At 73.6% G+C, this 20364-nt stretch carries 23 protein-coding genes; 16 read left to right on the top strand and 7 right to left on the bottom strand.

Annotation, left to right across the window (positions count from 1 at the left end):
• Positions 1-121 precede the first annotated feature (121 nt).
• The 7 genes from ACI79S_RS04845 to ACI79S_RS04815 all read right to left on the bottom strand — a co-directional run bounded on the left by ACI79S_RS04845 (position 122) and on the right by ACI79S_RS04815 (position 5645).
• Positions 122-1222, bottom strand: coding sequence for a flagellar biosynthesis protein FliA (locus ACI79S_RS04845; RefSeq protein ID WP_456592308.1), 1101 nt, complete (start codon positions 1220-1222; stop codon positions 122-124).
• A 72-nt stretch (positions 1223-1294) separates the two neighbouring features.
• Positions 1295-1801: a hypothetical protein gene (locus ACI79S_RS04840; protein WP_456592307.1), complete on the bottom strand. Its 507-nt coding sequence runs from the start codon at positions 1799-1801 to the stop codon at positions 1295-1297.
• A gap of 201 nt (positions 1802-2002) precedes the next feature.
• Positions 2003-2305, bottom strand: coding sequence for a carbon storage regulator CsrA (gene csrA, locus ACI79S_RS04835; protein WP_456592306.1), 303 nt, complete (start codon positions 2303-2305; stop codon positions 2003-2005).
• Positions 2306-2397: 92 nt separating this feature from the next.
• Positions 2398-2841: a flagellar assembly protein FliW gene (gene fliW / locus ACI79S_RS04830; protein WP_456592305.1), complete on the bottom strand. Its 444-nt coding sequence runs from the start codon at positions 2839-2841 to the stop codon at positions 2398-2400.
• On the bottom strand, positions 2841-3731 hold the full coding sequence (gene flgL, locus ACI79S_RS04825; protein ID WP_456592304.1) for a flagellar hook-associated protein FlgL: 891 nt from the start codon (positions 3729-3731) through the stop codon (positions 2841-2843). The genes fliW and flgL overlap by 1 nt, the downstream gene beginning before the upstream one ends.
• Before the next feature lie 5 nt (positions 3732-3736).
• Complete coding sequence (gene flgK, locus ACI79S_RS04820) at positions 3737-5149, bottom strand: flagellar hook-associated protein FlgK (RefSeq protein ID WP_456592303.1); 1413 nt, start codon at positions 5147-5149, stop codon at positions 3737-3739.
• A gap of 1 nt (position 5150) precedes the next feature.
• Complete coding sequence (locus ACI79S_RS04815) at positions 5151-5645, bottom strand: flagellar protein FlgN (protein WP_456592302.1); 495 nt, start codon at positions 5643-5645, stop codon at positions 5151-5153.
• A 330-nt stretch (positions 5646-5975) separates the two neighbouring features.
• Here ACI79S_RS04815 and ACI79S_RS04810 point away from each other — a divergent pair, with 330 nt between their 5' ends.
• The 16 genes from ACI79S_RS04810 to ACI79S_RS04735 all read left to right on the top strand — a co-directional run bounded on the left by ACI79S_RS04810 (position 5976) and on the right by ACI79S_RS04735 (position 20353).
• On the top strand, positions 5976-6797 hold the full coding sequence (locus tag ACI79S_RS04810; protein WP_456592301.1) for a sigma-70 family RNA polymerase sigma factor: 822 nt from the start codon (positions 5976-5978) through the stop codon (positions 6795-6797).
• 126 nt (positions 6798-6923) lie between these two features.
• Positions 6924-7757 (top strand): flagellin N-terminal helical domain-containing protein, encoded by an 834-nt coding sequence (locus ACI79S_RS04805; RefSeq protein ID WP_456592300.1) that lies wholly within the window; start codon positions 6924-6926, stop codon positions 7755-7757.
• Between the two features lie 125 nt (positions 7758-7882).
• On the top strand, positions 7883-9235 hold the full coding sequence (gene fliD / locus ACI79S_RS04800; RefSeq protein WP_456592299.1) for a flagellar filament capping protein FliD: 1353 nt from the start codon (positions 7883-7885) through the stop codon (positions 9233-9235).
• Positions 9236-9283: 48 nt separating this feature from the next.
• A complete protein-coding gene (gene fliS / locus ACI79S_RS04795; RefSeq protein WP_456592298.1) occupies positions 9284-9670 on the top strand; it encodes a flagellar export chaperone FliS in 387 nt (128 codons plus the stop codon).
• Complete coding sequence (locus tag ACI79S_RS04790; RefSeq protein ID WP_456592297.1) at positions 9667-10095, top strand: hypothetical protein; 429 nt, start codon at positions 9667-9669, stop codon at positions 10093-10095. Before fliS ends, ACI79S_RS04790 begins: the two co-directional genes overlap by 4 nt.
• A 155-nt stretch (positions 10096-10250) precedes the next feature.
• Positions 10251-11342, top strand: coding sequence for a glycosyltransferase family protein (locus ACI79S_RS04785; RefSeq protein ID WP_456592296.1), 1092 nt, complete (start codon positions 10251-10253; stop codon positions 11340-11342).
• A 360-nt stretch (positions 11343-11702) separates the two neighbouring features.
• The gene (locus ACI79S_RS04780) at positions 11703-12050 is read left to right on the top strand and encodes a flagellar basal body rod protein FlgB (protein WP_456592295.1); all 348 of its coding nucleotides are present in this window, start codon (positions 11703-11705) and stop codon (positions 12048-12050) included.
• A 2-nt stretch (positions 12051-12052) separates the two neighbouring features.
• Positions 12053-12457, top strand: a complete 405-nt coding sequence (locus ACI79S_RS04775) for a flagellar basal body rod protein FlgC (RefSeq protein WP_456592294.1) — start codon at positions 12053-12055, stop codon at positions 12455-12457.
• Positions 12457-12771, top strand: coding sequence for a flagellar hook-basal body complex protein FliE (locus ACI79S_RS04770; RefSeq protein WP_456592293.1), 315 nt, complete (start codon positions 12457-12459; stop codon positions 12769-12771). Before ACI79S_RS04775 ends, ACI79S_RS04770 begins: the two co-directional genes overlap by 1 nt.
• Entirely contained in the window at positions 12771-14363 is a 1593-nt protein-coding gene (gene fliF, locus ACI79S_RS04765; RefSeq protein ID WP_456592292.1) for a flagellar basal-body MS-ring/collar protein FliF, read from the top strand. The genes ACI79S_RS04770 and fliF overlap by 1 nt, the downstream gene beginning before the upstream one ends.
• Positions 14360-15418 carry a flagellar motor switch protein FliG gene (gene fliG / locus ACI79S_RS04760; RefSeq protein WP_456592291.1) on the top strand — a complete coding sequence of 353 codons (1059 nt, stop codon included), beginning with the start codon at positions 14360-14362 and terminating at the stop codon, positions 15416-15418. The genes fliF and fliG overlap by 4 nt, the downstream gene beginning before the upstream one ends.
• Positions 15402-16280 carry a FliH/SctL family protein gene (locus ACI79S_RS04755; RefSeq protein ID WP_456592290.1) on the top strand — a complete coding sequence of 293 codons (879 nt, stop codon included), beginning with the start codon at positions 15402-15404 and terminating at the stop codon, positions 16278-16280. The genes fliG and ACI79S_RS04755 overlap by 17 nt, the downstream gene beginning before the upstream one ends.
• Complete coding sequence (locus ACI79S_RS04750) at positions 16277-17587, top strand: FliI/YscN family ATPase (RefSeq protein WP_456592289.1); 1311 nt, start codon at positions 16277-16279, stop codon at positions 17585-17587. Before ACI79S_RS04755 ends, ACI79S_RS04750 begins: the two co-directional genes overlap by 4 nt.
• Positions 17584-18045, top strand: a complete 462-nt coding sequence (locus tag ACI79S_RS04745; protein WP_456592288.1) for a flagellar FliJ family protein — start codon at positions 17584-17586, stop codon at positions 18043-18045. Before ACI79S_RS04750 ends, ACI79S_RS04745 begins: the two co-directional genes overlap by 4 nt.
• A complete protein-coding gene (locus ACI79S_RS04740; protein WP_456592287.1) occupies positions 18033-18989 on the top strand; it encodes a transglycosylase SLT domain-containing protein in 957 nt (318 codons plus the stop codon). The genes ACI79S_RS04745 and ACI79S_RS04740 overlap by 13 nt, the downstream gene beginning before the upstream one ends.
• Positions 18986-20353, top strand: coding sequence for a flagellar hook-length control protein FliK (locus tag ACI79S_RS04735; RefSeq protein ID WP_456592286.1), 1368 nt, complete (start codon positions 18986-18988; stop codon positions 20351-20353). Before ACI79S_RS04740 ends, ACI79S_RS04735 begins: the two co-directional genes overlap by 4 nt.
• The last annotated feature ends 11 nt before the right edge of the window (positions 20354-20364 follow it).

Here is a 20364-nt window from a genome sequence, read left to right as displayed (position 1 = left end):
CCTGGACCGGCGTCATCTGGCGCTGCTGGCAAGAACACAGCGCATACGACCCAGCCCGCCACGGCGCCCACAACCGATACCTCACTCAGGGCGCCGCGGCAGCGGCTTGACACAGGGCTACTCAGTCCGCGAGCTCGGCCAGCCGGTCCTTCAGCGCCTTCTCGACCCGGTCCGCGTAGACGTTCATGTTCCGCACCGAGGTGTTGAGGTCGGCCGACAGCTGGGTCTTGGTCCGCCCACCCCAGGTCGTCAGGTACCAGGTCGCCCAGCCGAGCACGTTGGGCTGGCCGGCCCGCTGGTCGCGGCGGGCGTCCGGGTCCGGGGCGCAGGCAGCCGTGAGGGCGTGGGAGAGCAGCGTCTGCTCGGCCTCCCCCATGATCTCGTCGGGCGCCTCGTTGGAGTCGGGCAGCAGGATCTCGGTGGCCTCGGGCGCCCCGTCCAGCGACTGCAGGTTCCGCAGCCCGTTCAGCGTGGCGACGGTCTGGGAGTTGCGCCGCAGGGTGGCGACGCTCTGTCCCATGTAGGCGGCGAGCTCCTTCTCGCTGGGGCGGCGCTGGTGCTCCGCCATGAACGCCGCGATCGCCTTCTGCTGCTTGTGCTCGGTGTCTGCCGCGGTGCGTCCGTGGGCGTTGCGCCCCAGGTCGTGCACCCACTTGGACAGCTGCGTGGCCAGGAAGGCACCGAACGGGACCGACTTGGTCTCGTCGTACTGGGCGACCGCCTTGAGGATCCACTCGTAGACCTGCTGGCCGAGGTCGTCCGGGTCGGGCAGGTGCAGGCGGATCGTGCTCATGTTCCGCTGCAGGCGCTTGAGGCTGACCGGCCCGTAGTGCCGGCACAGGTCGTCGAGGAAGGCCGGCGGCAGATCACGGGGCGCGCGCCGGCGGACGCCGGTCTCCGCGCGCAACCCGATGGTGCCGGTGCCGCGACCGGCGCACCACGCCTTGACCCAGTCGGCGAGCACGGCAGCCGTTCCGCAGGCGCCGTCCACCCGGTAGAGACCGTCACCCTGGTCGTAGCTGACCGTGACGCCGTCGGGCAGCTCCCGGCGGAACTCGTCGAGCGGCAGCTCGTGGTCCACCCGGAAGTGCACCCGGTCGCGCGGGGTGATGGGTGCCAGCGCCCACCCGTCGGATTCGGGGATACCCCCGAAGACCAGGGGCTCGCGGGAACGGGGGCGGTCGTCGGCGGTGGACGTCGGGGACGAGATGCGGTCGGGCATCGGTACTCCTGGGCACTACGGGGAAGAAAGGGGGTGCCGGGCGGCCGGCACCCCGCATTGCACGGGAGGCCGTCAGGCCGGGATGCGCTCCCCCGGGCCGGGGCGGCGTGGCGCGGGGACGGGTGAGGCCGGCGCCGAGGCGTCGGGCAGCGCCTCGAACACGTCGACGGCCAGGGCGTCGGCGCGGGCCGCGCCGGCGGCGGCGCGCTCCAGCAGCGACGTGGCGGCGGCGCGCTCGGCACCGCTGGGCTCGGCCGTGTAGACCGGCATGTGGTCGTAGAGCGAGGTGAACACCGCCGACACGAACGCGTAGGCCGCCTGGGCCTGCGGAGAGAACTTCGCCACGGCCGCCCGGGGTCCGAGGTCGACGCCGACGGTGACCCGGACGACGCGGTCGTCCTTGCTGAGGCCGGTGACCGCGACGACCACACCCTCGTGCTCGGCGGCCAGCGCCGCGAGCGCCGCGAGGCACTTGCGGGTGGCGCCCCGGCGGGGTCGCAGCTGCACGTGGACCACCACGGACTCCTGGTCGCCGGTCTGGTCCCCCGCCACCGAAGCGGTGAATGCGTTTCGTGCCATCGTGATCGCCCCCTGTCACTTGCCTAGGGAGGAATCTGCCGCATGCACGCTGCGGACACGGCACACAACTCGCTGTGTCCATCGCAGTAGTCAGGCCAAAGCTTCGGCAAGAGTTGCCTGTGTCGCGCATCCGCAAGCCCGTCGGGCCGTCAGATTGGCACGGACTGCCGAGGATCACCCCCTGGCAACCGTGCAGTTCTGTCAGTCCCCGGGGCGCGCCGCCCCGGTCGGACGCGGCCTCTCGGTGCCGGCACCGTGGGGCTCCGCGTCGGGCCCGGTCGTGGGCGCGAACGCCGCGAGCGCGCCGAGCGCATCCGCGGTGACCTGGGCCGCCAGCAGGTTGGCCTCGGCGATCTGCCGGTAGACCTCCTCGCGGTGGATGGTGACCTCGCGCGGGGCCTTGAAGCCCAGTCGCACGGTGCCGCCGCGCACCTCGACGACGTGGACCTCGATGTCGTCGCCGATGCGGATCGTCTCGCCGACGCTGCGGGTGAGTGTGAGCACGTGTACCCCTCCATGGGTGTGTGGGTGGCCGTCCGTGGCGGTGCCCGCGGCTGCGGGCACGGGGCCGCGTCCCCGACGCGGCAACACTGAGGTTATCGGCGCAGGCGCCGCCGAAGAGGATGTGCGCCGTCGGTCTGCACGACCTGCTGCGCGCGGTGCGTCGCGGGGGCGACGACGACCGGTGCCCGCAGGTTGGCCGTGGCCTCGGCGACGTCGCCACCGGGCACGCTGACCAGGCAGTAGACCCGGGCATCGGCCGGATCGGCCAGCCCCAGGGCGGCCCGGACGTCGGCCGGGACGACCGGGGCGTACTCCGGGAAGTACTCCCGCGCCGGCACGGCGAGGAACCGGGGCCCGTCCGGGGAGACCGCCTGCAGCCAGAAGAGCAGCCCGGCGGTGTCCCCGGCGACCAGCACGTAGTCGGCGTGGCCGGGGAACCCCGGCAGCGGTTCGGTGAGCGACAGCACCTGGACCGGGGGCGGAGCCGGCGCCGTCGTCATCGGGCCCGCTGCCGGGCTGTCGGCGAGGGCGGTCATCAGCGCAGGTAGTCCATCAGCGTCGGCGAGATCGCCTTCGCCGTCGCCTGCAGCGCCGCCTGGTAGCCGACCTGCTGCATCTGCAGCCGCATGATCGTGTTCGGCAGGTCCACGTTCTCGACCCCGCCGAGCTGGGTCTCCAGGGTCAGCGCGAGGTCGCTGTTGATCTGCTGCTCGCGCTCGACCCGCGCCGCCCGGGCCCCGACGTCGGCGACCCCGCCGAGCATCCGCTTCATCGCCGCGTCGAGGTCCACCAGCCCCTGGTCCAGGGCGGCGGGGTCGTTCACCAGGTCGTCGGCGATCCGGGCGACCAGGGCGAACAGGTCGGCACCGGCCGGCCCGAAGGCCTCGGGCCCGGTCAGGTCCACACGCACCTCCTCGGTGAACGAGACCCGCCGCATGACGTCGGCCCCGTCCGCCCCGGCGATGCCCTGGAAGGCGCCGGCGTCGTTGTAGGCCCTCGTACCGGTGGTAACCCCGCCGAACACGGGGCGCCCCTGGATGGTCGTGTTCGCCAGCCCGAGCAGGCTCTCGCGCAGCGAGGCGACCTCGGTGGCGAGCGCCCGCCGGCTGGCCTCGGACGAGCTGCCGGTGCTGGCGCCCTGCACCGTGAGGTCGCGGACCCGCCGGGTCACGTCGAGCATGTTCTGCAGCGTGGAGTCGGTGATCGACAGCCAGCTGTCGGCGTCGGAGATGTTGCGGCCGAACTGCTCGACCGCGGCCTGCTCCGACCGGATCTGCATCGCCTTGTTCGTGCCGGTCGGCGAGTCGGACGGCGCGTTGATGAGCCTGCCCGAGGTGAGCTGCTGCTGCAGCTTCCCGAAGGTGTCGAGGTTGCGGTTGAGGCCCTGCAGGCTGGTGAGGGCGACGGCCTTCTGCGTGATGCGCACTCAGATCACAGCCCCACGCGGCCGGTGCGGTTGATCAGGACGTCGAGCATCTCGTCGATCGCCGAGACCAGCCGGCTCGCGGCCGAGTACGCGTGCTGGAAGGACAGCATGTTGGTCATCTCCTCGTCGAGGTTGACCCCGGCCACGGACTCCCGGGCGGCGTCCACCTGCCCGGTGATGACCGACTGGATGGCGAGGTTGCGCTGCGAGACCGCCGACTGGACACCCAGCTCGACGATCATCTTGCGGTAGGCGGCGTCCGGGGACCCGACGCCGTTGCCCAGCTGGGCGAGCTTGTCGGCGTTCCCGCGGTCGAGGTTCGGGGGCACGGAGCCGTCGTCCGCGCCGAGCGACGACGCGGCCAGCTTGCGCGGTTCGGTGATCGCGACGGTGATCGACGACGCCGTCACCGGACCGCCGGTGGAACCGATCAGGACGCCGCCCCGAAGCCCGTCGAGGTCGAAGCCGTCGTCGTGCGCGTCGTTGAGCGCGGTGGCCAGCGACGAGGCGACGGCGTCCAGCTCGGTCCGGTAGGTCGGCAGGATCGAGTTCAGCGCGTGCAGCTGTCCTCCGGCCGTGCCGCCGACGGTGACCGCGAGCCCACCGGTGGCGGTCACGACGCGCGGCGGGTCGCCGGCGGTGCCGGTGGGGTCGATCGCGCCCTGGACGGCGAGCTTCGACGCGGTCCCACCGGAGACGATCGTGACGCTGCCGACGACCACGTCGACGACGCCACCGTCCCGCGGGCGGACCGACACCCCCACCTGGTCGGCCAGCTTCATGACCAGCAGGTCGCGCTGGTCGGTGAGGTCGTTGGCCGGCAGGCCGGTCTGCGAGGCGCGCAGGATCGCGGTGTTCAGCTGGGCGATCGTCTCGGCCGCCGCGTTGACGTCGTCCACGAGGACGCCGAGGTTCTCGCGGGTCTGCTCCCACTGCCCGTCCAGCTGCGCGCTGCTGAAGTGCAGCCCCCCGACGAGGGTCTCCAGCCGCTTCAGCACCTGCCCCCGGGCGGCCTCGTCCTCCGGCTTGTTGGCCACGTCCTGCCACCCGCGCCACATGTCGGCCATGAGGTTCTGCAGGCCGGTGGTGCCGGGCTCGCGGAACGCCGCCTCCACCTGCGTGTACGTGTCGGTCTCGGCGGTCAGCTGCGCGCTGTTGGCGTGCTCGGTGTGCCCGCGCCCCTCCAGGAAGGCGTCCCGGATCCGCGTCACCTCGTCGGCGTTCACCCCGCCACCGATGCCGGAGCCGGTGGAGTAGAACGCCGGGACCGCGCTGCCGCCGATGGCCCGCATGTCCACGCGCTGACGGGAGTACCCGTCGGTGTTGACGTTCGAGATGTTCTGGCCGGTGACGTCGAGCGCCCGGCGCTGCGCCCACAGGGAGGTGGTCGCGGTGTTCAGCAGGCTGAAGGTGCTCACGTCAGAGTGCTCCGTCCAGGGTGACCGCGCGGTAGGTGCCGTCGGAGTGCCGGCCGGTGGCGCCGTACGTGCCGGCCGAGGACGAGCGCGTCCGCGTGAGCGCGTCCCCGATGGCGGACAGGCCGCCCTCGATGAGCTCCCGGTTGGCATCGGACAGGCTGCGCAGGTCGGTGATCAGCACCAGCAGCGCCTCGTGGTGCTGGGTGAGGAGGTCGTTCCACGGGGCGGGGGCGACGTCGGCGACCTGCCGCAGGGAGGGGTTGCTCTCGAGGCCGAGCGTCCCTGCGATCGCCTCGGTGGCCGCGGACCGCTCCACCTCGAGGGTGCGCAGCTGGTCGAGGATCACCTCGATCTCGTGCGCGATGCGCGCCAGCCAGCGGGTCTTGCCCGTGAGGATCAGGTACTGCTTCTCCTCGGCCTTGAAGAGCAGCAGGTCCAGGAGCTCCTGCTCCCGCCACAGCAACGTCGACAGGTGCTGGTAGTCCACTCCGTCCACCGCCTTCCGTCGTCTCGCTCGTGCTCGCGGTCGCCCGGGCCCGGGGCCCGGGGAGAACCGCTGTCGGAGCTGGCATCGGCACCCGTTCGGAGGGGGTTGAGCCGAAGCACCGAATCGGCGCTCAAGTTCGACAGGATTTGTGCCGACGGATGGTGCCGACCCCGGCACCGACCGCCGAGAGATACGGACGTGACCCCAGTCCGTTCCTTCGCGACCGAGCGACCCCTCCGTGAGCGGTCCGCCCACGACCGGCCGTCGCGCGAACGCCCTCAGAACGGCCGGGTCCCGCACCCGGTCAAGGGGCGCTCTCCGCAGGAGGTCGACGCGCTGGTGACCGAGCACCTGCCGCTGGCGGCGTTCGCCGTCAACGCCGTCGCCTCCCGGATCTCGCTCCCCGGCCACGTGAGCCGCGAGGACCTGCTGTCCTGCGCCCACGTGGCCCTGGTCGAGGTGGCGCGCCGGTTCGACCCGGACGCGGGCGCCTCCTTCTCCACCTACGCCCTGGCACGCCTGCAGGGAGCGGTCCTCGACGAGCTGCGCTCCGGGGACTGGGCCAGCCGATCGGTGCGCGCCGCGGCCCGGCGGACCGACGCCGCCGCCGACGCGCTGACCATCAGCCTGGGCCGGCCGCCCACGCGCGAGGAGCTCGCGCAGAGCCTGGGTGTCGCGCGCAGCGAGCTCGACCACCTGCAGGTCGACGTCCACCGGGCCGTGATGGTCAGCATCGACGCGGAGGTCGGCCCTGACGGGACGGCGCTCGACCTGCCCGACACCGGGGAGTCCCCCGAGCGGGCGGTCCTGCGGGGCGAACGTGCCCGACACCTGCACGCGGCGATCCGGGCGCTGCCCGACCGGCTGGACGAGGTCGTCGAGCGCAATTTCTTCGGTGATGAATCACTGACGGACATCGCGGAAGACCTGGGCGTGACGCTGTCCCGCGTCTCGCAGATGCGCGCACGGGCCCTCACCCTCCTGCACGCCGCGATGAGCGAGATCTGGGAAGGCCGGACGGTTCCCGCCGACGGTGGGGTGCGCGCCCGCAACCAGCAGCGCGCCTACGTCGACCGGGTCACCGGCCGCGCCGGGGTGCCCGCCCCCCGCAGCCACGGCTCGTGGGTCGACGCCGCGGACCGGGCTGCCCGCTCGGCCTGAATCACGGAAAAGTTCTCGGCACTCGGCTCAAGCGGTGCGCACCCCCCGCCGATGACCTAGGTGCACCGCCCCGCAGCACGGATGCAGCGGGATCACCAGGTACGACCCCATCCAAGGAGGATCATCATGGGTCTGCGCATCAACCAGAACATCGCCGCCCTCAACGCTCACCGGAACCTGTCGATCACCGACAGCCAGATGAGCAAGTCGCTGGAGAAGCTGTCCTCCGGCTTCCGGATCAACCGCGCCGCCGACGACGCGGCCGGCCTGGCGATCTCCGAGGGCCTGCGTTCGCAGGTCGGTGGCCTCAAGGTCGCCGTCCGCAACTCGCAGGACGGCGTCTCCGTCGTGCAGACGGCAGAAGGTGCCCTCACCGAGGTGCACTCGATCCTGCAGCGCGTCCGTGACCTGACCGTCCAGGCAGGTAACAGCGGCGTCGTCGACGAGAAGGCCCGCGGCTACATCGCGAAGGAGGTCACCGAGCTCGCCGGCGCGCTGACCGACATCGCCAACCGGACCGACTTCAACGGCACCAAGCTCCTGAACGGCAGCGCATCCAGCCTGTCGTTCCAGACCGGCGCCAACGGCGGCGAGACCATGACGGTCGAGCTGAGCGACGTCCGGGACGTCGCCACGGCGGTCGCCGGCGTGGCCACCAACATGTCGGCCTCGGGCACCTACAGCGCCACGACCGACCTGACCACGCTGGACACCCAGATCAAGGACGTCTCGGAGTTCCGCGCCACCCTGGGTGCGAAGCAGAACCGCTTCGAGAGCACCATCAACTCGCTCAACGTCTCGATCGAGAACCTGAGCGCGTCGGAGAGCCGGGTCCGCGATGCCGACATGGCGCAGGAGATGGTCGGGTTCACCCGGGCCCAGATCCTGAGCCAGGCCGGCACCGCGATGCTCGCGCAGGCCAACCAGGCCTCGCAGGGCGTCCTCTCGCTGCTCCGCTGATCGACGATCAGCTGAGCAGCTGAGGCCGCAGACCCTCAGCACCACCCCGGGTGAGGGGGGAGGCCCTCGCGCCTCCCCCCTCACTCGGTTGCGCCCCCCATCCCACCGACCCAGGAGCCAGTGACATGACGATGAGCATCAACACCGGCCTGGTGTCCGGGATCGACACGGGCACGATGATCAGCCAGCTCCTGCAGCTCGAGGCGCAGCAGCAGAACTCGCTCAAGACCCGGCTGTCGACGACGCAGGTCACCGCGAGCGCCTACCGCACGGTGAACAGCGCGCTCGCGGCTCTGACGACCAGCGCCGAGTCGCTGTCCAAGCCGGAGTCGTTCGCCAGCACGAAGGCGACCAGCACCGCCGCCTCCGTCGGCGTCACCACCGCCTCCTACGCCACCCCGGGCTCGCTCACCTTCACAATCGCCCAGGTCGCGACCACCGCTTCCAGCGTGAGCACCGGCCGGTGGTCGAGCACGACCACCGCCGCCGGCCTGAGCAGCCTGGACATCCGCAGCGCCGACGGCACCACCAGCAAGGGCACGGTGACGCTCGACGGCACCGAGTCGCTCGAGCAGGTGGCGACGAAGATCAACGCCGACACGGCCCTGGGCCTGAAGGCCTCCGCGGTGCAGGTCGCCCCCGGGGAGTTCGCCCTCCAGGTCAGCGCCAGCACCTCCGGCGCGGCCGCCGGCTTCTCCATCGCCGGCGCGGAGTTCACCGCCACCAGCGTCGGCCAGGACGCCGAGCTGAAGGTCGGCGAGGACACCGCCACCACGACGGCCTACACGATCCGCTCGGCCACCAACACGTTCGAGGGCGTCCTGCCCGGAGCCACGCTCACCGTGTCGAAGGTGGAGCCCACGCCGGTCACCGTCACCGTCGCCACGGACCCCGCCGCCGTCGCCGACAAGGTCTCCGCGCTCGTCGACGCGGTGAACAACGCGCTGTCGACGATCAAGACCTACACGGACAACACCCCGGGGAGCAAGGCGGCGCTGCGCGGCGAGTACGCGGTGAGCTCCATCGCCGGCCAGCTGCTGCAGGCCGTCTCCGAGGCGGTCGGCGACGACGGCTCACCGGCCCAGGTCGGGTTCCAGACCACCCGCGACGGCCGGATCACCTTCGACAAGGAGAAGTTCGCCGGCGCCCTCACGGCGACGCCGGAGCTGGCCCAGCGCATCGTCGCCGGAACCGGCGTCGAGGGGGAGCCCGACTTCGTTCCCGGCCTGGCCGTGCGGGTCCGCGACGTCAGCAAGGCCGCCTCCGACGCGACGACCGGCACCCTGGGCTCCCTCGCCACGGGCCAGGACAGCCTCGCGCGCGACATCCAGGACCGGATCGCCGACTGGGACCTGCGGCTCGCCGCGCGCAAGGTGGCCCTCACCCGCCAGTTCACCGCCATGGAGACCGCGCTCAGCTCCCTGACCAACCAGTCCAACTGGCTGGCCGGTCAGCTCGGCTCACTGCCCTCCGCCTGACGCCCCCCGCCCGACCTGCTCGCCTCTTCGCTTCAGGAGCCCTTCTCGATGAGTGCCGCTTCGCTCCGCGCCCGCTACCTCGGCGACGCCGTCGCCACCGCCTCGCCGCAGCAGGTGCTGGTCATGCTGTACGACCGGCTGACGCTCGACCTCGAGCGGGCGCAGATGGCCGTCGCCGAGGGCAACCGCGCCCGGGTCAACGACGAGCTCCAGCACGCCCAGGCGATCGTCCTCGAGCTGCTGTCCAGCCTGCAGGTCGACCTGTGGGAGGGCGGTCCGCGCCTGGCGGCCCTCTACAACTGGCTGATGGGCGAGCTCGTGCAGGCCAACCTCAAGTTCGACGCCAACCGCATCGCCTCCTGCCGGGCGGTCGTCGAGCCCCTGCGCGACGCCTGGCGGCAGGCAGCCGCCTCCTTGGCGGGCGTCGCGTCATGACCGTCGGCCCGGTCAGCGGCTCGGCCGCGGCCGGCTTCGGTGCCAGCCCGTACACGCCCGCCGCCCGGCCGAACGCCTCCGGCAGCTCGACGTCCGGCGAGCGGCGCCCACCCGCCGACTGGCACGAGGCCCTCGACCAGCTCGAGGGGGACGTCCTCGACGCCCAGGAGAGCCTCGCCCGCGGCCGGGCCGAGGAGATCGCCGCGTGGGGCCGGCGCAGCACCGACTGGGTGCCGCCCTCCGGGCTGGGTCCCCTCCCGGCCGACCTGCGCGAGCGGGCCGCTCGGCTGCTGCAGCACCAGCTGGCGGTCGCCGAGGCGCTGGTCGAGCGGATCACCCAGTCCCAGAAACAGCGCGACGTCGCCGCACGCATGTCCTACGGCGCCGAGCGACCGGTCCCGTCGTTCATCGACCGCGCGCTCTGACCCCGGCCGGTCGAGCGGCGAAAAACCACGCTGACGGAACCTCTCCCCGGCCCGGACTGCCGATGACAGAGGAGCGAGCGCCGGTTCCCGGCGCCGGGCGCCGCCCCGGCGCACCGCTCCGCCGGCAGCGGCCATCCAGAGAAGGGTTCCCCCACATGCGCGTCCTGCTCACGCACGCGATCGCCCAGGGTTCGACGTACTACCGCATCGAGGAGCCCGCCCGCGCGGTCCAGGCCGCGGGCCTCGGCATCGAGGTGGCGGTCGCCCGCGGCATCAGCACCACGATGCACCCCTCCGCCGGCAACGGGGAGCTGGAGGTGACCGCCGCCGACGCCCAGGGCGCCGACGTGGTGGTCCTGCAGCTGCCGAAGACCGCCGGCATGCTCCAGACCCAGCGGGTCCTCCAGGGCCAGGGCGTGGCCGTCGTCGTGGAGCTGGACGACCTGCTCTCCGCGGTCCCCTACGGCCACCAGGGGCACGACGCCCTGGTGCGCGCCGGGCACAGCCAGTTCGCGGCGCAGGCCGCCCGGGAGGCGGACCTCGTCACCACGTCGACGCCCGCGCTGCTGCAGGAGTACGCCCGCCACGGCCGGGGTGTGGTCATCGAGAACGCCGTCCCCCGTCGCACTGCCGAGCTGCCGCCGGCCTACGAGCGAACGCCGGAGACGGTCACGATCGGCTGGACCGGGAACGTCTACAACCACCCGTACGACCTGCAGGAGATGGGCTCGGGGCTGCAGCAGGCGCTCGACCGGACGCGCGGGAGGAGCCGGTTCCTCGTCCTCGGCCAGAAGTGGGACCTGCGCACCCGCATGGGGCTTCCGGAGGAGCCGGACGAGGTGCCCTGGGTGATGGACGTCGACGGCTACGCGGCCCGCATGGGCGAACTGTTCGACATCGGGGTCGCCCCCCTCCGCGTGGACCGGTTCAACACGAGCAAGAGCTGGCTCAAGCCGCTCGAGTACTCGGCCCGGGGCGTGTACTGCGTGCGCGCACGGACCGACGAGTACGAGCGGCTCGGGCTGGGCATGCCGGCCCGCGCCCCCAAGGACTGGGCGAAGTGGCTCACGCTCGGGATCACCGACGCCGACCGCCGACGCGAGGTCGCCGCCGCCGCCCGGGAGCGGGTGCTGGCCTCGCACCTGACCGAGCACACCGCCGAGCGCTGGGCCGCCGCCTGGCGGACCGCGCGGGACAACCGCACCCGTGCCCTCGGGGGCGGGCGGCTCGCCACCGCCGCTCGCTGACCCGCTCTCCGCACGTCCGCCCCGTCGCCGGCTCCCGGCGGCGGGGCGTTCGTCTTCTTCTGCCGTGCACCCGCCCCCCGGGCGTGGGGACGGTGCGGAAGGTGCCAACTCCCCCGTCCCGGCCGGCCCGGGACACGGCCAGGTCACCGCCGGTCACACCCGCCACGGTTCCCCCACCCGGTCCCTGCCGTCCCTCGTGTGGCGGAACGCGGTCAGGCGGCACGGGCCGGCTGCCGATGAAACACGTGCACGGAGAGCACCACTTTCGCCACGGATCGGCGGCCCAGCACTCGTTCGCGAGTGTCTTCCGCGTACCCGGAGGTCGATCGTGTCCTGCTCCACCCGCCGGCGAGCCGCCCGATGATCGGCGACGTCGGCACGCCGGTCCTGAAGGCCGCGCTCGCCGGGCTCGCACAGCGGCAGCGCGTCACCGCCGACAACATCGCGAACGTCAACACCCCCGGCTTCCTGGCCGGGCGGACCGACTTCGAGACGTCACTGCGCGGGGCCATCCGCAGCGGGACCACCCCGGTGATCTCCGGCGGCACCACTGCGCGCTCCCTGGAGCCGACGAACACCAACGGCAACAACGTCAACCTCGACGCGGAGACGGTCATCGCCACCGAGACGGGGCTGCGCTACCAGCTGGCGCTCACCGCGCTCGACGGCAAGTACAACTCGATCCGCACGGCCCTGAGGACGTCCTGACCATGAGCATGTTCCAGGCTCTGAGCATCTCGCAGTCCGGGCTGATGACGCACCGGAAGTGGCTCGACGCCGCCGCCGACAACATCGCCAACATCAACACGGTGCGGCGCACCGACGAAGACGCCTTCCAGGCGCGGCTCGTCGTCGCCCAGGCCGTGGACTACGGGACCGGCGAGGGCGGCGTGCGCGTGGCCCGCGCGGAGTTCGGCGACCCCGAGGGCCGCCTGGTCTACGAGCCCACGCACGCGCTGGCCGACGCCGAGGGCTACGTCAAGTACCCCGACATCGACCTCGGCGACCAGATGACCCACATGATGATGGCGCAGCGCGGCTACCAGGCGAACCTCGCCGTGGTCGAGCGGGCCACCAACGCCTACCAGGCGGCCCTGCAGCTCGGGAAGCGCTGATGACGGCCCCGCTCGGCGGCATCACCCCGGTCGGGGTGGGCGCGGTCACCGGTGTCGCCGGCAGCACCCGCGGCACTCCCCCCGCCGAGGGCGCCGACGGCTTCGCCGCCGTCCTGGCCTCCACCTTCGACAAGCTCCAGGCCACCCAGTCGGTGACCGCGGAGCTGGGCGTGCAGGCCGCCACCGGCGACCTGAAGGACGTGCACGACTACATGATCGCCAGCGCTGAGTCCGGCGTGGCCACCGAGCTGGTCGTGACGATCAAGAACCAGGCCGTCGCGGCCTTCAACGAGATCATGAGGATGCAGATCTGATGAAGTCGGCACTCGCCGGGACGCTGGAGCGTGCCCGCTCCACGTTCGACACGGTCAGCCTCGGGCAGAAGGTCGTCATCGGCCTGCTGCTCGTCGGGCTGACCCTCGGCGGGTTCTTCTTCTACAGCTGGATCACCACGCCGACGCAGGCCCCGCTGTTCTCGAACCTCGCCGCCGCCGACGCCTCGGCGATCGTCGAGGAGCTGAACGCCCAGGGCACGGCCTACGAACTGGCGGACGGCGGCGGCACGATCATGGTCGCCAAGGACGCCGTCTACGACCTGCGGCTGGCCATGAGCGGCAAGGGTCTGCCCGCCGGCCAGGACACCGGCTACGCGCTGCTGGACGAGCAGGGCATCACCACCAGCGAGTTCCAGCAGCAGGTGACCTACCAGCGCGCCCTGGAGGGCGAGCTGGCCAACACGCTGAAGGCGCTGGCGGGGGTCAACTCCGCCGTCGTGCACGTCGCCCTGCCCAAGGACGAGGTGTTCGTGACCGACAAGGCCGTGCCGACGGCGTCGGTCCTGCTCGACCTCGCCCCGGGCACCGCGCTCACGGGCGAGCAGATCCAGGCGGTCACCAACCTGGTCTCCTCCAGCATCCAGGACATGGACCCCGACCAGGTCACGGTGGCCGACTCGACCGGCCAGGTGCTCTCGGCCGCCGGCACGGGCGTCACCGCGGCCGCGGGCGACGCGCGCTCCCAGGTGGAGCAGGAGTACGAGAACCGGCTCTCGGCCAGCGCCCAGAAGATCCTCGACTCGGTGGTGGGCCCCGGCCGCTCCGTCGTCTCGGTGCGCGCCGACGTCGACCTCGCCGAGCGCAGCACCACCTCGAAGGTCTACACGTTCGACGAGGACGTGCCACCGCTGTCCGAGCAGACCACCACCGAGGAGTACGTCGGCGGCGGCGCCCCGGTCGGCGGCATCCTGGGCCCGGAGAACATGCCCGACGCCGCGGAGAACGCCGGCGGCGAGTCCACGTACAACAAGGAGTCCACGACGGCCAACAACGCCGTCGGGGAGACCACCGAGGTCGTGCAGGGCGCCCCTGGGGAGCTGAAGCGGCTCACCGTCTCCGTCGTCATGGACGACGCGGTCGCCGGCAACCTCAACCAGCAGCAGATGACCGACCTGATGGTCACCGCCGTCGGCCTGGACGAGGCGCGCGGCGACGACATCACGGTCGCCGCGCTGCCGTTCGACGCCACCGCCGCCGAGAACGCCGCCGCGGCGATGGAGGCAGCCCGCGAGGCCGAGGCCGCCGAGCAGATGTGGTCGATGATCCGCACCGGTGGCATCGCCGCGGGCATCGCACTGGTCGTCCTCATCGTCTGGCTGCGCTCGCGCCGCCGCGAGGACGACGAGGACGAGGACTACGAGCCGCTCGAGTTCGACGACGACGTGCTCGCCGAGCTGGACCGCCTGCGCGTGGCCAGCACCCGGCAGGCGGTCGAGCCCGACAACGCCGCCCTGGAGCTGGAGGCCGTCGAGCGGGCGAAGGTGCGAGGGGAGATCTCGACCATGGTCAGCGAACGTCCCGACGAGGTCGCGGCCATGCTGCGCGGCTGGCTGGGCGAGAACAAGTCATGACCCTCGCGAGCATTCCCACGACACCTGGCTCCGCCGTCGCCGTGCCGCCGCGCCCGGAGCTGCCCGGGCTGCGCAAGGCCGCGGTGTTCCTCGCCCAGATGAGCAAGGATGAGGCCGGCGTCCTGCTCGCCCAGCTGCGCCCCCGCGAGGTCGAGGCGCTCACCCGCGAGCTGATGAAGCTGGGCTCGGTGGAGCTCGAGGACGTCGACGGCGTCATGCGCGAGTTCCACCACCTGATGACCGCGCAGCAGTTCGTCGGGCGCGGCGGCGTCGAGTTCGCCCGCGAGATCCTCGCCGCGGGGCTCGGCCAGGACAAGGCCGAGGGCATCCTGTCGCGGCTCAACGTCGTCTACACCGAGGTGCCGTTCGCCTCCCTGCGCAACGCCGACGTGCGGCAGCTGGTCACCTTCCTCAAGGACGAGCACGCGCAGATCATCGCCCTGGTCCTCGCCCACCTCACGGCCGCGCAGTCGGCCGAGGTGCTCTCCGGGTTCGCACCCGAGCAGCAGGCCGAGGTCGCGCACCGCATCGCCACGATGGACCGCACGTCACCGGAGATGGTGCGGCTGGTCGAGGAGGAGCTCGGCCGCCGGATGGGGTCGATCCTGGCGCACCAGGACATGACCACCGTCGGCGGTGTCGAGACCCTCGTCGAGATCATCAACCGCTCCCCGCGGCCGACCGAGCGGTCGATCCTCGAGTGGCTGGACAACACCGATCCGGAGCTGGCCGACCAGGTCCGTTCGCAGATGTTCGTCTTCGAGGACATCGTCACCATCGACGACCGCTCCCTGCAGCTGGTGCTGCGCGAGGTGGAGGCCAACGACCTGGCCACCGCGCTCAAGGGTGTGCGGCCCGACGTGCAGGACAAGATCAAGCGGAACCTCTCCGAGCGTGCGGCCGAGAACCTCAGCGAGGAGATCGAGCTGCTCGGCCCGGTGCGCACCCGCACGGTCGAGGAGGCCCAGGCCAAGGTCGTCGCGGTCATCCGCACCCTCGAGGAGCAGGGTGTGCTGACCATCAACCGCGGCGGGGACGATGAGTTCGTCGCCTGAGACCGGCCACCGACCCCCTCGGGAGGGTGCGGTCCTGCGCGGCGGCTCCGCGGCGCTGGCCCGCCCCTACCGGGAGGTCATGGCCGAGCGCGGCACCGCCGCGGACCCACGGGTCGCGGTCGTCCCGGCCGCCCGGACCGCCGGCATCCCGGTGCCGGCCTGGCCGGTGGCGGCGGCCCCTGCGCCCTCCTCCCCCGCCGTCCCGGCCCAGCCCTCGCCGGTCGAACGGCGGACGAGCGTGCGCCGGGCGGAGGACCAACCGGTCGCCGGCAGCAAGCCCTCCTTCCGGCTCGGCGACGTGTACGCCGAGGAGCTGGCGCGGCTGCGGGCCCAGGCCCGCACGGAGGGCTTCGCCGCCGGCCACGCCGAAGGGCTGCTGGCCGCGGAGTCCGTCGTCGCCGAGGTCGAGCGCGCCGCCCAGGAGCGGCTGGCCGAGGTCCAGGCCCGCTGGGAGCGCCGCCTGGTCTCCGCGACCGCCGCGCTCGGCGCCGCCGCGCGGCAGGTGGAGGAGGCCGCCCGCCCGGTGGCCGACGACATCCGCGACTCGATCGTGGGCACCGTGCTCACCCTCGTCGAGGACCTCCTCGGCCGTGAGCTCGCCCTGGCCGCGGACCCGGTGATGGACGCGGTCCGCCGGGCCCTCACCTTCTGCCCCGCCGACGCCCCGACGATCGTCCGGCTGCACCCGGACGACCTCGCCGAGGTGCCCGCCGAGGCGCTCGCCGAGCTGCCCGGCACGGTGCGGGTGGTCGCCGACCCGTCGGTGGAGCGGGCCGGCGCCGTCGCCGAGTCCGGCCCCCGGCGGATCGACGCCCAGCTGGGCACGGCGCTGCAGCGCGTGCAGGAGGTGCTGGGCGCATGACCGTCCCGCCCGGCATCGTCGAGCGCGCCCGCACGGCCGCCCGCCCGCAGGTGACCGGCGTCGTGACCGGCGCGATAGGCCTGACCCTGAGCGTCGACGGCGTCACCGCGGCCGTGGGCGACCTCGTCGAGGTCGACCCCACCGCGCGCCGGCTGCTGGCCGAGGTGGTCGCGGTCGGCCGCGACCGGCTCACCTGCATGCCGCTGGGCGGGCTGTCGGGCGTGCACGCCGGCGCCCCGGTGCGCGCCACGGGGCGGCCGCTGCAGGTACCGGTGGGTGAGCAGCTGCTCGGCCGGGTCCTCGACGGCCTCGGCCGGCCGGTGGACGGCGGACCGTCCCTCGACGGCCGGGTGTCGTGGGTGGACCTGGAGACCCCGACGCCGCACGCGCTCTCGCGCGCCCGCGTGGAGGAGCCGCTCAGCTTCGGCGTGCGCGCCCTGGACACGCTCGTCCCCTGCGGCAAGGGCCAGCGCCTCGGCATCTTCGCCGGCTCCGGCGTCGGCAAGTCCAGCCTGCTCGCCCAGATCACCCGCGGCACCGACGCCGACGTCCGGGTCATCGGGCTGATCGGCGAGCGCGGCCGCGAGGTGCGCGAGTTCATCGAGGAGAACCTCGGCCCGGAAGGCATGGCCCGCACGGTCGTCGTCGTCGCCACCTCGGACGAGCCGCCGCTGGTGCGGCTCAAGGCCGCGTTCGTCGCCACCCGCATCGCCGAGGCGTTCCGCGACGAGGGCCGCGACGTCCTGCTGCTGATGGACTCGATCACCCGCACGGCCATGGCCCAGCGCGAGGTCGGGCTGTCGGCCGGGGAACCGCCGGCCACCCGGGGCTACCCGCCGAGCGTCTTCGCGATGATGCCGCAGCTGCTGGAGAAGGCCGGCACCGGTGTGACCGGCTCGATCACCGGCCTCTACACGGTGCTCGTCGAGGGCGACGACCACAACGAGCCCATCGCCGACACCGCCCGGTCGATCCTCGACGGGCACATCGTGCTCACCCGCAAGCTGGCCACGACCGGGCACTTCCCGGCCATCGACGTGCTCGAGTCGATCTCCCGCGTCGCCGGCGCGGTCGTGCCCCCGGCGCAGATGGCCGACGCCCGCGAGGTCCGCCGGCTCATGGGCGCGCTGCGCGACGTCCGGGAGCTGATCGAGATCGGCGCCTACCAGGACGGCAGCGACCCGCTGGTCGACCGCGCCCGCCAGCTCGCGCCGCAGATCGACGCCTTCCTGCAGCAGCCGCTCGGCGAGTCGACGGCGGCCACCGAGGCGTGGGGCTGGCTGCAGCGGATCGTGAGGGGCGGGTGAAGCGCACGGCCTTCCGGCTGCAGCCCGTCCTGGAGCTGCGCCGGAGCGAGGAGCGGGCGGCGGCTGCCGCCGCGGCGGCAGCCGCGAACGCCGCCGCGGACGCCGCCCGGCGGGCCACCGAGCAGGAGACGGCGCTGGCCGGCGCGCTGCTGCCGCCGTCCCTGCCCGCCGGCTCGTTCGTGGCGGCCATGGTGCTGCTGCGCACGGCGGCCACCGACGCCGCGGACGCCCGGTCGCTGGCCACCGCGCAGGCCGAGCAGGCCGAGGCCGTCCGGGCCGAGTGGACCGCCGCCGCGCGCCGCACCAAGGCGCTCGAGCGGCTCGCCGAACGGCACCGGCAGGCCCAGCAGCGCGCTGCCGACGCCGCCGAGGCGCGCGCCGCGGACGACCTGGCCACCGGCCGGGCCCGCCGCGGCACCGACGACGACCCGGGCAGGGGGACGGCATGGACGGAGTGAGCGCGGTGCAGGCCCGGATCGCCGAGATCCACGCCCGCTTCCAGCCGGTCGCCGCGACCACCTCGTCGTCCGCTGCGTGGGCCTCGGCCGCCGGCGCGGCCGGGCTGACCGGCAGCTCCCCGGTGACCACCGGGGCCGTCGGCACCGCCACCGCCTCCGAGAGCGCGGTGGTCTCCGAGGCGCAGAAGTACCTCGGCGTCCCCTACCTCTGGGGCGGCACCGATCCCCGCAAGGGCCTGGACTGCTCGGGCTTCACCAAGCTGGTGTTCGGCAACCTGGGCATCGAGCTCCCCCGCACCTCCTCCCAGCAGGCGACCGCCGGCAAGGCCGTCGCCTCGCTCGCCTCCGCGCGCCCGGGTGACCTGGTGTTCTTCGACAACTCCTCGTCGCGGGCGGGGATCGACCACGTGGGCATCTACCTCGGCAACGGGCAGATGATCGCCGCGCCGCAGGCCGGTGAGACGGTGAAGGTGCAGGCGGTCGGCAACCCCACCGTGATCCGCCGGGTCCTCCCCGAACCGGCCGGCGCCACCACGGTCGCCCCGGCTACGGCGGGCACGCTGGCCGGGGTGCCCTACGCCGACCTGTTCACCCGCGCGGCGGGCAGACACGGCGTGGCCGCCCCGCTGCTCGCCGCGGTGGCCCAGCAGGAGTCCGGCTTCAACTCCTCGGCCGTCTCCCCCGCCGGAGCGCAGGGCCTCATGCAGTTCATGCCGGCCACCGCCCGCGGCCTGGGGGTCGACGCGCTCGACCCGGCCTCGGCGATCGACGGGGCGGCCCGCTACCTCAGCAGCCTGACCAAGCAGTTCGGCTCCACCGAGCTGGCGCTGGCGGCCTACAACTCCGGGCCCGGGACGGTGAGCCGGTACGGCGGCATCCCGCCCTACCCGGAGACCCAGAACTACGTCCGGTCCGTGATGAGCAAGGCGGAGGCCTACCGATGACCGCTCCCGTGACCACCGCCGCCCCGGCTCCCCGGGCCGCTCCGGCCGGCGCCTCGCCGGGCGGCTCCAGCGGCAGCGCGGAGCCCTTCGCCTCGGCCCTGGACGGCGCGCTGTCCGGCGGCCCGGCCCCGGTCCGCGGCGACGGGGGGCGGCAGACCTCCGGCGACGCCGCCGCCGGCGAGGAGGGAGCGGCCACCGGGGAGGCAGCAGCCGACGCCGTCACCGTCGTCGACACCGCCGCCGCCGGGGTGGCTGCGGTGCTGTGGGCCCTGGCGCTCGGCAGCGCCACGGGCTCGACCGCAGGTTCCACCGCGGCCGGGGCGACCCCCGGCGCGGGAACGGGCAGCGTCGCTGCCCTCGTCGCGAGTACCGGGTCGGGGGGCGCGGCCGAGCCCGACGCCGCGGTCCTCCCCGGCCCCGTCCCGCCCGCGGGCGCGCCGGCCGCTGCGCCCGCGTCCCCGACCACCCCGGCCCTGCACGCGGCAGCCGCACCGGTGGTGGCCGCGTCCGGCGCCCCGGCGGGCGCCGCGACGGCGCAGTCGGCCGCCCCGCTCGCCGTGGTGGTGTCCACGCCGGGCGGCCCGGCTCCCGCGGCCACCGCCGGCGCCACCGCCACGGGCGCCGGCGTGCCGGGCGACGCGCCCGAGGGGCCGGGTGCCCCGCTGCTCCCGGCCCTGCTCCCGACCGGGGCGGACGGCGACGGCGCCACGACCGCGGACGGCGGGGAGCCGGGTGGGGAGCCCCGGGCAGCCGTCGGCGCGGCGCCCCTGCCCGACGCCCCCGCCGGGACCACCGGCCAGGGCTCCCCGTTCACCCCGGGCACCACCGGCTCCGTCGCGGCCCCCGGCCAGGTGACGGCTGCCGCCCCGGCCGCGGAGTCCGGCGCCACGACCGGCACCGGGGCGACGCTGCCGGTCTCCGGCCAGGTGGCCCGGCAGGTGGCGGTGCTCAGCGCGGCGGGCGACGGTTCGCACACGATGACGCTCGTGCTCGCCCCCGAGACCCTCGGCCCGGTCGAGGTGAAGGTGACCATCGGCCAGGGCGGCCTCGAACTCTCCCTGCGCGGCGCCCACGAGCTCGGCCGTGCCGCGCTCATGGACGCCCTCCCCGAACTGCGCCGTGACCTCGAGTCCGCCGGGCTCAGCCCCTCGCGGGTCGAGGTCGACGCCGACGCCGGCGGCTCCTGGCTGGCCCGGCACGCCGCCGAGCAGCAGGCGCAGCAGGGGTCCGGCGGCCGGGGGTCGGCCTCCGACGGGACCGGCGAGCGGTTCCGTTCCGGGCAGCGGGCTGCCGATAGCGGAGAAGAGGGACCGCCCCGGCCCCGCATCCGATCCACGTCGTCCGGCGTGGACGTGCTCGCCTGAGAGAAGGAGTC

This window comes from Blastococcus sp. SYSU DS1024 (genome assembly GCF_054050795.1).
Note: the sequence above shows the minus strand (reverse complement) of the source record. Positions and strands in the feature narration are given on the sequence as shown.